14 protein-coding genes are annotated in these 13632 nt (G+C 34.0%); 5 read left to right on the top strand and 9 right to left on the bottom strand.

Annotated features, from left to right (window positions below):
* The first annotated feature begins 54 nt into the window (after window positions 1–54).
* On the top strand, window positions 55–711 hold the full coding sequence (locus AC1RPT_RS05025) for a DUF1361 domain-containing protein (RefSeq protein ID WP_481761429.1): 657 nt from the start codon (window positions 55–57) through the stop codon (window positions 709–711).
* Window positions 712–749: 38 nt separating this feature from the next.
* Here the strand turns inward: AC1RPT_RS05025 and AC1RPT_RS05020 are convergent, their stop codons facing one another.
* Together AC1RPT_RS05020 and murB are read right to left on the bottom strand one after the other, a co-directional pair.
* On the bottom strand, window positions 750–2867 hold the full coding sequence (locus tag AC1RPT_RS05020; RefSeq protein WP_481761430.1) for a cation:proton antiporter: 2118 nt from the start codon (window positions 2865–2867) through the stop codon (window positions 750–752).
* 20 nt (window positions 2868–2887) lie between these two features.
* On the bottom strand, window positions 2888–3787 hold the full coding sequence (gene murB / locus AC1RPT_RS05015) for a UDP-N-acetylmuramate dehydrogenase (protein WP_481761431.1): 900 nt from the start codon (window positions 3785–3787) through the stop codon (window positions 2888–2890).
* A 189-nt stretch (window positions 3788–3976) separates the two neighbouring features.
* Here murB and AC1RPT_RS05010 point away from each other — a divergent pair, with 189 nt between their 5' ends.
* Both AC1RPT_RS05010 and AC1RPT_RS05005 read left to right on the top strand, forming a co-directional pair.
* Window positions 3977–4510 (top strand): 3'-5' exonuclease, encoded by a 534-nt coding sequence (locus AC1RPT_RS05010; protein WP_409022237.1) that lies wholly within the window; start codon window positions 3977–3979, stop codon window positions 4508–4510.
* Between the two features lie 81 nt (window positions 4511–4591).
* Window positions 4592–5065, top strand: coding sequence for a glutathione peroxidase (locus AC1RPT_RS05005; protein ID WP_481761432.1), 474 nt, complete (start codon window positions 4592–4594; stop codon window positions 5063–5065).
* A gap of 51 nt (window positions 5066–5116) precedes the next feature.
* Here the strand turns inward: AC1RPT_RS05005 and tsaE are convergent, their stop codons facing one another.
* From tsaE to AC1RPT_RS04990, 3 genes are read right to left on the bottom strand one after another with little or no spacing between them, the layout of a single operon-like run.
* Window positions 5117–5572, bottom strand: a complete 456-nt coding sequence (gene tsaE / locus AC1RPT_RS05000) for a tRNA (adenosine(37)-N6)-threonylcarbamoyltransferase complex ATPase subunit type 1 TsaE (RefSeq protein WP_481761433.1) — start codon at window positions 5570–5572, stop codon at window positions 5117–5119.
* Between the two features lie 16 nt (window positions 5573–5588).
* Window positions 5589–6578, bottom strand: coding sequence for a phosphate acetyltransferase (pta, locus tag AC1RPT_RS04995; protein ID WP_481761434.1), 990 nt, complete (start codon window positions 6576–6578; stop codon window positions 5589–5591).
* A gap of 15 nt (window positions 6579–6593) precedes the next feature.
* Window positions 6594–7274: a uracil-DNA glycosylase gene (locus tag AC1RPT_RS04990; protein WP_481761435.1), complete on the bottom strand. Its 681-nt coding sequence runs from the start codon at window positions 7272–7274 to the stop codon at window positions 6594–6596.
* 126 nt (window positions 7275–7400) lie between these two features.
* Between AC1RPT_RS04990 and AC1RPT_RS04985 the strand changes: the two genes are divergently transcribed.
* Window positions 7401–8267: a Cof-type HAD-IIB family hydrolase gene (locus tag AC1RPT_RS04985; protein ID WP_481761436.1), complete on the top strand. Its 867-nt coding sequence runs from the start codon at window positions 7401–7403 to the stop codon at window positions 8265–8267.
* Between the two features lie 215 nt (window positions 8268–8482).
* On the opposite strand, the gene AC1RPT_RS04980 is transcribed toward AC1RPT_RS04985, so the two are convergent.
* The 3 genes from AC1RPT_RS04980 to AC1RPT_RS04970 form a co-directional block, all read right to left on the bottom strand.
* Window positions 8483–9445 carry a zinc-binding dehydrogenase gene (locus tag AC1RPT_RS04980; protein WP_481761437.1) on the bottom strand — a complete coding sequence of 321 codons (963 nt, stop codon included), beginning with the start codon at window positions 9443–9445 and terminating at the stop codon, window positions 8483–8485.
* Window positions 9446–9625: 180 nt separating this feature from the next.
* Window positions 9626–10363, bottom strand: a complete 738-nt coding sequence (locus AC1RPT_RS04975; protein WP_481761438.1) for an amino acid ABC transporter ATP-binding protein — start codon at window positions 10361–10363, stop codon at window positions 9626–9628.
* A complete protein-coding gene (locus AC1RPT_RS04970) occupies window positions 10363–11799 on the bottom strand; it encodes an amino acid ABC transporter substrate-binding protein/permease (protein ID WP_481761439.1) in 1437 nt (478 codons plus the stop codon). Before AC1RPT_RS04970 ends, AC1RPT_RS04975 begins: the two co-directional genes overlap by 1 nt.
* A gap of 130 nt (window positions 11800–11929) precedes the next feature.
* Here AC1RPT_RS04970 and AC1RPT_RS04965 point away from each other — a divergent pair, with 130 nt between their 5' ends.
* Window positions 11930–12493, top strand: a complete 564-nt coding sequence (locus AC1RPT_RS04965; protein ID WP_481761624.1) for a GNAT family N-acetyltransferase — start codon at window positions 11930–11932, stop codon at window positions 12491–12493.
* A 52-nt stretch (window positions 12494–12545) separates the two neighbouring features.
* On the opposite strand, the gene AC1RPT_RS04960 is transcribed toward AC1RPT_RS04965, so the two are convergent.
* Window positions 12546–13622, bottom strand: coding sequence for a 3D domain-containing protein (locus AC1RPT_RS04960; protein ID WP_481761440.1), 1077 nt, complete (start codon window positions 13620–13622; stop codon window positions 12546–12548).
* Window positions 13623–13632 lie beyond the last annotated feature (10 nt).

The following is a 13632-nucleotide window of genomic DNA, read 5'->3' as shown; positions in this document are numbered from 1 at the left end:
GATTTCATCTCATTTTTTGCTACACTGAAGTTACTATAGAAAAGGATGACCATTATGATAAATACAAATGTAAAGCACGGTATCAGATTATTTTTTATATGTTACTTAATTATTATTTACTTATTCGTTTACAACCAACAATCACCTTTTAATTTTTTACTCTTAAATACATTTTTAGGTTATCTGCCAATTGAATTAGCTTTTCACATCAAAGATAAATTATCAAATACTTATTTTTGGCTGTTAACAGCAGCTTGGCTATTCTTTTATCCGAACGCGCCTTACCTATTAACTGATATTTTTCATTTAAGCTTACTGCATCCCTATGACATAATGACAGGATTAATTAAATTAGATATTCATATGTGGCTAAACTATACTTATTTGTTGGTAAGTACCTTATCATGTACGTTACTTGCACTCGTTGGATTTTCTCAAATTGCCGACCAAATTAAAGAACGACTACACTTAACACCTTATTATTTTCGTTATGTCGTTATATTTGGCCTAACTATTTTGTCATCTGTCGGTGTCTATATTGGTCGTTTTTTAAGATTACACACTGTTTACCTACTAACATCACCAAAATTAACATTAAAATTGATTGCCGATATGTGGACAATTAAAATGTTAGCTTTTGTCGTTTTACTAACAATAGTCCAACTAGTTATTATCATTTGCTTAGAAGTCTATAGAAAAACAATAAAATAGGTGTAACTCGCATATAAATTGCGAGTTACACCTATTTTTTAGTCCTCTTCAGAAAGCATAATAACATTTTCAGAATAATTAATATATTCACGTAAACTTGACGCTAATGACCATGTAATATAGCCTCGTTCCATCAATTCCTGCATCGCAGAACGTTCAGCCGCAATAGCCTTTAATCTAAGTTGGTAACTTTGTTCCTCAGATTCGGCTTGATTAATATTTTTGGTCCGTTTTAATGTTTCGATACGATTACGATAATAAACAATCAAATGATACATAGCTTGCTGCTTAAATTGTTGATTGCCATCATCAGATTTTTTAACATACGTTGATAGTGCTTTAATAGCTGCTTTTGCTAAAGCTTTTTCTATATTTCGTCGTTCATAAACCATTTTTAATTCTTTTTCAGAATAGAGTGTCCGTCTCACAACCTTACCTAATTGAACAAAGGCATGATTAATATTTCTAACCGTTACAAATGAGATTTTCCGATTATTAATTTGACCTAATTTCGCTTTTTGTTTCATAATTTTCTTACTAATAATTGAATAGTTTTTATTACTAATAGCCTGCTTTAATCTCATTTTATCTAACGCTTCGAGTTCTCCATCTAAAGCAATTCGCCTAATGTCTGCTTCTTCCTCAACAATTTGGCGTAATCGTTCATCATCCTGATCAGAAAACTCAAGTCGACGAATCATAAATTGATATTCTAAAATTAATTCATAGGCAACTTTTTGATTAGATTCTCGTCGTTCAGATTCCAAGCGACTAATAGCAACTCGCATAATATAAATACGAGCTTGCTTTTCATTGAACTGCGTATCTCCGCTATCACTAGTTATGATAGCATCCTCATCTTCAACTAAAGTAGCATCAGGAACCTCATTACTGGTTTTCATTATTCCTTTTTCTTTAGTTAAAAGAGGTAATATCAAAATTGCGGCTACTAAACTTAAAATAATCACGCCACCAGCAATAAATAACATTAATGAACGCTCTGGAAAAGCAGCACCTGTTTTTATTATCGTTGGGACTGTTAACACACCAGCCATTGTAATTGCACCACGAACACCTGAAAATCCTGATATTAACGCAATACGCCAACTTGGCTTTGCCTTATTTTTTGATTTATTTTTCTTAGAAATTAATAACATATTAATATACGTCCAAACAACACGAATCACGACTAAAAAGAGCCAGACGACAAAAACATCAATAATAGCCGAAAGAGTACTACTATTGTTATCTTCTAATGTCTTTGACATCGCAATTGGTAATTCAATTCCAAGAATAATAAACACAAATCCATTCAGGAGATAAACCACAATTTCCCAGGTTTTTTCAGTTACTAACTTAATTTCAGGTAAGTACGTCGCGAAAGTATTCTTACGCATACTAGAGATAACGCCAGCGACAACTACCGAAATAACACCTGATGCATGCAAAAATTCTTCCGTAAAAAGAAAAATGATGAAAGGTGTTAAAATTTGTAATATCGTATTAAAAACAACATCATTAATCCCTTGCCTCATTAAAAAATCTCGTATTGTTGAAATCAGCAACATTAACACTGCTCCCGAGATAAAACCAACAATCGCAATATACGTAAAATCACCAAGCGCCTGTCCAAATGAAAAATAGCCAGTAACCGCAGCAGCAATCGCGTATTTAAAGGCAATTAATCCACTTGCGTCATTAATTAAACTTTCACCACTAACCAAATTTAAAATATTACTTGGTAATTTTGCTTTTTCAGCAATCGATTGCACAGCAACTGGATCCGTTGGTGACAAAATAGCTGCCAGTGCGAATCCAACTGCTAATGGCATTTTTGGAATCAAAAGATGAATGAAAAATCCAACTACCACAGTTGTTAAGAAAACCAATAATATGGCATTCGCAAAAATGGAACCTCTTAATTTCCACAATTCACGTTTTGGAAATTTTCGACCATCATTAAATAATAGTGGCGCAATAAAGAGTAATAAGAACCAATCTGTTTCTAACTCAATTGAGACTTTAAAAATTAAGGCAACGACAAAGCCTAATGCTATCTGGATCAATCCAACGGGTATTGAAACCAGATAATGACTGATAACATTTGATAGTAAAACAAGTGCAGCTAAAACAATAACCGATTCAAGTAGCGGCATTTACCATCTTCCTTTCTACTTTAGTCTTCTCCGATAATTCTAACTTCCGTTTCTAATCTAACCTTAAATTTTTCCCACACAACGTTTTGAACATGCTTAATAACATCCATATAATCTGTTGCAGTAGCGCCGTCTACATTAACAATAAACCCGGCATGTTTCTTTGATACTTGTGCGCCACCAATTTGGTAGCCTTGTAACCCAGCTTCGTGAACTAGTACACCAGTATAGTGTCCATCAGGTCGCTTAAAAACACTTCCACATGATGGGTACTCTAAAGGTTGTTTAGATGCACGTAAAAAGTTAAACTCATCCATTTTTTCACGGATATCATATTTATTACCTTCTTTTAATACAAAGGTTGCTTCTAATATGATGTCATTATCATCTTGAATTTGACTATGACGATAGTCAAAGTTCATTTCTTCGTTAACTAGTGTTTTCACATAACCAGTACGTGTAATAACACTAACTTCACTCAATACCTGGCTGATATCACCATCATATGCACCAGCATTCATAAATACGGCACCACCAACACTCCCAGGAATCCCAGCAGCAAATTCAAAATTAGTCAAGCCAGCTTGGTAAGCTTCTTCTGTTGTCTCAATAAGTGAGGCACCAGCTTGCGCTATAATTTTCGTCCCAGATACAGCAATTTTATCCATATCCGTTAAAATGATTACAAGTCCACGAATACCGCCATCTTTCACAACTAGATTACTCGAATTTCCTAAAACAGTTAAAGGAATACCATTTTCATTGGCTGTATTCACCAAAATTTTAACATCTGACACTGCATCAGGAAAAGCTAAAAGATCAGCCATCCCTCCCGTTTCAGTATTTGTATATTTAGCAAGTGGTTCATTTTTTAAAATTTTAATAGATGGAAATAGTTCTACAAAAGTGTCAATTATCATTATTTATTCGATTCCTTTCAACATTTAGCAATTCCTTCTAGTTTAACACGTTCAATGTTTATTTTTCTATTTTAACGCACAAACAAGCGACTTTTAATTGTATAACCTAACTGTTATACTTTATTAACATTATTAGACCGAGTATTTTAATAACCTTATCAGTCATATCGAATTAAAAAGGAGTTAATTATGAATTTTGTTACAATGGATTTTGAAACTGCTAATAATCAGCGTCATAGCGCCTGTTCAATTGCTTTAACAGTTGTTCGAAATAATCAAATCGTTGATGAATTTTATTCACTTATTAAACCGGAAACACCTTTTAATTGGCGTAATGTTCAAATTCATGGTATTCACGAAGAAGACGTTGAATTTGCACCAAAGTTTCCAGAACTATGGTCACATATTTCGCCACTTTTCCAGAACAATAGTTTAATCGTGGCACATAATGCCCCCTTTGATAACAGTATTTTGCATAATACATTGGGTTATTATGGATTAGAGACACCCCAATTTTTATTGTTAGATACGGTTAGAACAAGTCGTAAATTATTCCCAGAATTTCCAAATCATAAATTAAATACGGTTTGTGATGAATTGGGAATCACGTTAACAAATCATCACAATGCCTTAGATGATTCCGTTGCTTGTGCCAATATCTTACTCTATCAAGAACACGAATTTGGACAAGAAATTTTAAAACCATTTGTGAAGCCAGCATAATCAAATTTAAGCACATTAATAGGGCTACTGTTTAAACTGTTATATGATGACCGTAATCAAACCAAATTGGGGGAAATTACAATGTCAATTTATGATTATCAGGTTACACTAGAAAATGGTGAAACTTATTCATTAGAAAAGTACAAGGATCACCCTTTATTAATTGTTAATACAGCCACTAAATGTGGTTTTGCGCCACAATTTAAACAATTAGAAGAATTATATGAGGATTATCAAGACCAAGGATTAGTGGTACTTGGGTTTCCATCGAATCAATTCCATCAAGAAGTCGATAATGATGCGCAAGCAGCAGCTACCTGTCGTATGACATATGGCGTTAGTTTTCCAATGCATACCATTCAAAATGTAAATGGAGAAGATGCGTTACCACTATTTAAATACCTGACTGATGAAACGCAAGGCGTGTTGGGTAGCTCAATTAAATGGAACTTCACTAAATTTTTAGTTAATCGTGATGGACAAGTTGTTAAACGTTATGCACCTAAGACTAATCCTTTAAAGATGAAACCAGAAATCGAAAAATTGGTTAAATAAAAACAAGTTAGCTGATACCCCCATTTAGAGGCTATCAGCTAACTTGTTTTTTTAGTTGAAATGGGCCAACATATTATCATATTGTAATCCATTACTTTCTAATTCGATAGTACGTAAATTATCATCATGATCATCTTTCAATAATGTAATTTTTAACCAATCATTTGGTAATTCATCCTGAATAAATTCAGACCATTCAACAACACTCACACCATCAGAATTAAAATATTCATCTAACCCTAAATCTGCGCCGCCCATCCCTTCAAGTCGGTAAACATCCATATGAAATAACGGCAAACGGCCCTCACGATATTCTCTCACAATTGGAAATGTTGGACTTTTAACGTTCCGCTTGATCCCTAACCCAACGGCTAAGCCTTTAGCAAAAGTTGTCTTTCCTGCGCCTAAATCACCATCCAATAACAAAATCATATTAGGTTCAACAAGCTGTCCAATTTTTTCGGCAATTTCTTGTGTTTCTTCTACAGAACTGACTTCAATATTCATTAATTATTTCACCATTTCATTCTAAACTTTGCGCAGCTGTAATAATACCAACCTTGTAAATTTCTTCTACGTTAGCACCACGAGATAAATCTGAAACCGGTTGGTTTAATCCTTGTAGGATAGGTCCGATAGCTTCAAATCCACCTAAACGTTGTGCAATTTTGTAGCCAATATTTCCAGATTGTAATTCAGGGAAAATGAAAACATTTGCTTGTCCTGCAACCTTTGATCCAGGTGCTTTTTGTTCACCAACACTCGGTACAAAAGCAGCATCAAATTGTAATTCGCCGTCAATCGCTTCATTTGGTGCTAGTTTTTGTGCAATTTCAGTTGCTTCTGCTACCTTTGATACCTCTGGTGCTTTAGCTGAACCTTTAGTTGAAAAACTAAGCATTGCTACTTTGGGATCAATATCAAAGAGACGAGCCGTCTGAATGCTTGCAATTGCCATTTCTGCTAATTCTTGAGCAGTTGGATTAATACTGATCGCAGCATCAGAAAATAAATACTTTTCTGTATCATTATTTCTGGTCATAATAAAGGCACCACTTGTCCGACTCACGCCTGGTTTCGTTTTAATAATTTGTAATGCAGGTCGAACGGTATCTCCAGTAGCGTGAACAGCTCCAGAAACCATCCCTTCAGCTAATCCCATGTAAACGAGCATTGTACCGAAATAATTAACATCGCGTAACATTTCTTCAGCTTGTTCAGGTGTATTTTTACCCTTACGTCGTTCAACAAAGGCCGTTTTCATCTCATTAAAATCTGTTTCAGAATATTGTTTAGGATCAAGTAATTCTACACCGATACCATCAAGAGTTAAATCGAGCTTTGTGGCTAACTCTTTCATTTTTGCAACATCCCCCAATAAAATAGGTTCTGCCAAATTATCTTCTGCTAATTTAACGGCTGCTCTTAGAATACGTTCTTCTTCCCCTTCAGGAAAAACTATTTTAATTTTTTTACTTTCAATTTTGCTTTTCAAACTTTCAAATAATGACATATCATTTCCTCCTAATTAAGTGTTACTGGGTAATTGCCAGTTAATCGGTGGCAATCCCTGACTTATTAAATTTTGATTTATTTGTGAAAATGGTTTCGATCCAAAAAAACCGCGGTAAGCAGATAACGGACTTGGATGAGGTGATGTTATCACAATATTGTGATCTGTATCAATTAATTTAATCTTATCTTGGGCTGTCTTCCCCCATAAAACAAAAATAATTGTCTGTGAAGATTCGGATAATCGTTCAATCACACCATCTGTTAATAATTCCCATCCATGATTACGATGAGAATTAGCGGCGCCATCTCTTACAGTTAAGACTGAATTTAACATCAAAACACCTTGCTCCGCCCAACTCTTCAAATAGCCATGATTAGCTGGTGGAATTCCTAAATCTGTTTCCAATTCTTTATACATATTCCGTAAAGAAGGTGGAATTTTTTCTCCTGGTAAAACAGAAAAACTCAACCCATGAGCTTGATGCTTTTCATGATAAGGATCCTGTCCCAATAAACAAACTCTAACGTCAGAAAATGGGGTCAGTTCAAAGCTTTCAAAAATGCGATTTTTTTCCGGATAAATCGTCTCATTTTGATATTCATTATCAATAAACGTTTCTAAATCAGCATATTTAGATTTTGCAAGCTCTTCGGTCAAAATGGGTTGCCAATCATTATCGACATTAATATTCATTGTCTAACACCTCACAGATTAAGTTTACCATATTAGTGAATACAAAAATAAATGATTTGATTAAAATATCGAGCGGTTTCATGTTAAAATGAAACCAGTAAATAAGATTAGAGGAGTGTTGAATTTATGATAAAAATTATTGCATCAGATATGGATGGTACTTTACTAAATGATCAAATGGTGATTTCAGAAAAAAACGCCGATGCGATTAAACAAGCACAAGCATTAGGAGTCCACTTTATCGTTTCTACTGGCCGTGGCTATACTGAAGTTAAACCTTTAATTACAGCAGCCGGGTTCAATAGTCCAATGATTACATTTAACGGCGCAGAAGTTTTAGATGGAAATGGTAAAACACTTAGTACAACACCTATTTCAAAAAAAGTCGTTCAAACTTTAGTTCAAACATTCAAAAAAGAAAATTTTTACTTTGAAATGACAACCTCAAACGGTGTTTATTCTGATAATCGTGCAAACCGTATTCAAAATGTAGCGCGTCTAATCTCTGATACAAATCCAGATACACCATTTAAAATGGCTGTTTCATTAGCTGCAGCTCGTCTTGAATTAATGAATATCAATTACGTTGATGATTACCAAACAGTCATCGATGATTCAAAAATTGATATTTTTAAATTAATTGTTTTCAGTATGGATGGTCAAGAAGAATTACTCCCTTTAAAAGCAAAAATTGAAGAAGAAGACTCACTTGTTGTTACCTCTTCTGCACCTACTAACCTTGAAATTAACAACGTAAATGCCCAAAAAGGGATTGCACTCCAAGCTTTCGCTAAAGAACTTAATATCCCAATGTCAGATGTCATGGCAATTGGAGATAACTTAAATGATGTTTCTATGTTAAAAGTTGCAGGCGTCAGTTACGCCATGGAAAATGGCCACGACGAGGTAAAACGTATTGCCAATCATTCAGCAAAAACAAATTCTGAAGATGGTGTTGGCTTAGCTATTCTTGAACAGTTAGCTGAAAAATAAATCGATTGAGACTAAAAAGTGTAATTAATTAGAAAAAATAAGTCTATAAAAACTGTTGTTGATAGTAGTTTAAAAACTATTACCAATAACAGTTTTTTTACAACGAAAAAAACAAAAGCCATAAGACTTTTGTTACGTAATCAATCAGCCCTGTTACTCTCCAACTATCAATTATGAAACCCATAATACGTCGCTAACCAATTTGGTACTTATCTTTATTCAGTTGTTAGTAACACGATTACTTTCCCAAAACTATCCTGATTTTGTAAGTAAGCATGCGCTAAAGGAACTTCACTTAGTTTGAAGTTTTTTTCTGGTTTCACATCAACATCATATTTTGAAATGTAGTCCAACAGATCATTCAATTTATCCTGACTGACATTGTCAGAGTAAAAACTAGTGAGGTAACTATTTTTCTCGATATCTATAATCGGATCAAATTCTTCTAAAAACCATTTACCTCCTAATTGTCCCGTACTACATAAAATGCCTCCTTCGTTTAAATGTTGAAAACTATCTTTTATAGTGGCAGGGCCAATTAATTCTAAAATTTTGTCATACTTCTTTTCAGTCTCTAATACACCAGTCTTATCTATTATTACATCATTAAAACCAGCGGACAATAATTGCTCATTTTTTGCTTGGCTCCGACTAGTACCATCAATTACAATATCAGGATATCTGGCCTTCAACAATTTAAGAAATGAAATACCTACTCCACTTGTGGCGCCTCTAACTAAAATTTTATCTTTTTTTGTAATTTTTAAGTTTTTCATTGAACCAAATGCTGTATAGTACGTTTCAGGAATAGTCGCAAGTTCTTTCCAAGATATATTTGTTGTTATTGGATATATTTGGTTATTTGGTAATGCTACATATTCAGCATAGCTGCCATCAAATGCGCGTCCCATTTCTCCCATAATGGAAATAACTTTTTTCCCTATAGGTAATCTTTCAGGATCGCTCGTTTCTTCAACAACACCCACACATTCAATGCCTAAAACCCTAGGAAACAAAACAGTTGGCGATTTTCCCTCTCTCGTAAAAATCTCCGATCTATTGATACCAAACCCTTTTATTTTAATTAAGGACCAGTTAGCTTTTATTTTAGGTAAATTTACCTCTTGGTAAATAAGCTTATCTGTTCCTCCTGCTTCATTAACAACAATTGCTTTCATAATTTTACTTTTCTCCTTTGCTAAAAAGCTTTTTTCAATTCAAATCATCGTAAACATCCTAATTTTTAGTAACTATACATAAAAAATCCTAACCACCACGCGAAGTGATTAGGACCTTTTACAATGCTTGCCCCACCAAAAATTAATGAAAGGCCGAAAGATTTAATTAGTTTGCACTTTTTATGCATTTAAAACTTTGTTTAAGAAATCTTTTGTTCTATCATTTTGCGGATTACTAAATATTTCATCTGGTGTACTACTTTCTAAAATGTAACCATCAGCCATAAAGACCACACGATCAGCCACTTCTTTAGCAAAACCCATTTCATGTGTGACAACAACCATTGTCATACCATCCCTCGCAAGTTGTTTCATAACATCTAAAACATCCCCAACCATTTCTGGATCAAGTGCAGACGTTGGTTCATCAAATAACATAATATCTGGTTTCATTGCAAGTGCGCGTGCGATTGCGACACGTTGTTTTTGACCACCAGATAACGAAGCAGGTGCAGCATCTGCTTTATCACTCAAACCAACTTGGGATAAAAGACGTTTTGCTTCCTTAGTTGCTTCTTCTTTTGTTTCTTTTTTTAATTCAACAGGCGCTAAAATAATATTTTCAAGAACGGTTAAATGTGGAAACAAATTAAAATGTTGAAATACCATGCCAATATTTTGACGAACAACATTTAAATCAGTTTTTGGATCACTTATATCATGCCCCTCAATAATAATTGAACCGGAAGTTAAATCTTCTAATTTATTTAAACAACGTAAAAAGGTACTTTTCCCAGAACCGGAAGGTCCAATCATGCAGACAACTTCTTTTTCTGCAACTGAAATATCTAACCCCTTCAAAACTTCATTTGAACCATAGTTTTTTTTCAAATTTTTAACTTGAATTTTAGCTGCCATTATTTAATCTTCCTTTCGACTAAATTAGATAACCACGTTAATAACGTTATGATAACGAGATAAATCACCGCGATAATCAACCACATCTTGAATCCTTCAAGGTTTCTTGCGATTATAATCTTACCTGTTTGCGTTAATTCTAAAATACCGATAACAGATAAAATTGACGTATCTTTCAACGTAATAATAAATTGATTAATAAATGATGGAATCATAATCTTAATTCCTTGTGGCATAATGACTTTCATCATTGCTTTTCCATAAGGTAATCCTAGACTACGAGCAGCTTCCATTTGGCCATTATCAACAGCCTTAATCCCACCTTTAACAAAGGCCGCTGTATACGCACCTTCATTTAACGTTAAGGTTATAATACCTGCCACAAATGCTGGAATCTTGCTCCCGGTTAAATTAGGAATACCAATGTAGATAAAGAAGGCCAATACAATTAGCGGTAGGCCACGGAAAATGTAAATTAATGTACTTGAAAGCCCATTAAGCCATTTATTTGGCGCAACACCCATCATACCTAAAATAATCCCTAAAACTGTTGCACAAACAATAGCCACAATTGTTAATAACATTGTTTGTTTAAATCCTTCTAATAATGAGCCACTATTTGTTTTCAATAAACCTAAAATTGTTCGAGAATTTTTAGAGTTAGCATTTTTTGCGTTCGTTCCAGTGTACTTATCAACAATCTTTTTATATTCACCGTTAGCTTTAAGTTTCTTTAGCCCGGCATTAAATTTTGTTATTAATTCTTTATTTTGCCCTTTTTTAACGGCGAATCCATATTCACCTTTTTCATATGTTTTACCAACTACTTTCATTTCAATACCATTCTTAACACCATATGCTAAAACTGGTTTATCATCAAAAGTCGCATCGGAATTTCCTGTCACAACATCGTCATACATGTTACTTGAATCATCAAAAGTTGTTGTTGTAATATTATATTGTTTTTTAATTGAGTTTACGAATTCTCCGGCAGCTGTACCAACTTTAATCGCTACCTTTTTCCCTCTTAAATCATCCAAAGATTTAATTGAACTGTTTTTACCAACAGCCATAGCTACCCCAGCTTCATAATAACTATCTGAGAAATCAAATTTAACACGACGTTCTGGAGTTATCATCATACCAGCCATAACCCCATCAATTTGGTTAGCATCTAATGCTTGAACCGCTGCATTAAACCCTAAGGCTTTAATATCAACTTTAAATCCTTCCTCTTTAGCAATGGCTCGCATTATATCCATATCAATACCAACATATGATTTACCATCTTCTGCTTGATATTCAAATGGTGCATAAGTTACATCAGTCCCGATTGTATACGTCTTTTCTGCTGCATTTACTTGATTACTATGTAAAAATAATAAAAATACACATGCGACCATGATTGACATGATCATTGACTGCCATTTTTTCATAATATCCTCCCCAAAACATTTTGATGTAACATAATATAACATATCTACACTTAGCAAGCAATTTAGTTGTTTTGACAATTATTTAAGTACCCTATACACTAGAGATATTCAGGAAAGGATGGTTTATATGATTATTAGAAGAGCAACAAAAAAAGATGCACACGAGGTCGTTCCTTTAGTGAATATTATTTTAGAAGATATGGAAATTCCTATTCTTCAAGAAATTCCATTACCCGACCTATTCAAAGTGCTAGAGCTTGCATTTGAAACAGAAGACTACCGTTACAGCTACGGTCGTGTTCAAATTGCCGATATTGATGGTAAGGTTGCTGGGATAGCATTTGGTTATCCGGATGAAGATGAAGACCATCTTGATCTTGCTATGAATCAATTTTTCCCACAAATTGGTTTACCTGAAACAACTGAACTCTTTCCAGACTCAGAAGTTTATCCAAATGAATGGTACCTTGATACCCTTGCTGTTTCACCAGATTTCCAAGGACAAGGCATCGGCACAAAACTTCTAGAGTCTCTTCCCGAGATTGCCCGTGCAGCTGGAAAAACAAAGATTGGCTTAAACGTCGACTTTGCAAATCCTAAAGCAGAAAAGTTATACACAAAAATGGGCTTTAAAACTGTTGGTAACATGATTATTAGTGGTCATGACTATCATCATATGCAAAAAGATATTTAAATAAATAAAAAGGTCTGCTAAAAATAAATTTAGCAGACCTTTTTTCATATCTTTATTCTAAAACTTTTACAGTAACTGTCTTTTTACCCCATGTGTAACATCTTGCATTTGAGATAAAATGCACATCAATTCGGTTTCCTTTAATTGCTGAACCTGTATCGCCAGCAATCGCAACACCATAACCAGATACCCAGACAACAGTTCCTAGCGGAATAACTGAAGGATCCACAGCAATTTGTTGTGGATTAGTTAACAAACTTAACCCATATGATCCATGAGTTCCCATCCCTGGTGCATTTGTTGAATAAGCCGTTGCGACCATTTGTAACGTTTTCTTAGTTGATTTGCCAGAAGTATCGTTGCTTGCTTTTTGGTCAGTACTTCCTTTTTTATCTGATGAATCATCACTTTCAGCCTTTTTAGCTGCTTCTTTTTTAGCAGCTGCTGCTGCCTTAGCATCAGCTTTAGCCTTTGCTTCTCTTGCTTTTTTTGATAACTCAGCATCTTTAGCCTTTGTTACTTTGGCTAAATCTTTCTTTGCGTCACCTAAAGTATCTTTTAACGCTGCTAATTGTTTATTCATTTCTTTTGTTTCTTGTTTTGTTTCAGATTGTTTTAATTTCAATGATTTTTGTTCAGATTCCAAATGCGCTTTAGCATCTTCCATGGTTTTGATATTAGACGCAACATCTTTCATCGTTTTGTTATCAGCAGATTGTAAAACAGAAACTGCGTAAACACGGCTAATAAAATCACCAGCATTCTTTGCTTCAAGAATAGCCGTTACCATTTTACTACTTGAATCATTAACTTGTAGACTTCTTAATCTATCTTTAGCATTTTCAATACGTGTATCTAATTGTTTTTGTTCATTACCAATTGATTTATCTTGTGAACCAATTTTCTTTTCTTTATCAGAAATTTCTTGATTTAATTTATCAATTTTTGCATACTCATCATTAATACTCGTTAATGACTTTGAAATTTTTGAATTAGCAGTTGTTACTTTCTCTTGTGCAGCTGATTCTTGTTTTTTTAAATCACTGATAGATGTTGCACTAACAGAAACCGAACCACCTAATAAGCAAAGTATAACTGCCGTAAAACCAATAATATTTCTAATTTTCAAAATAATACTC

It is taken from the genome of Dellaglioa sp. CoH-56-MRSF-11, from assembly GCF_056782135.1.
Note: the sequence above shows the minus strand (reverse complement) of the source record. Positions and strands in the feature narration are given on the sequence as shown.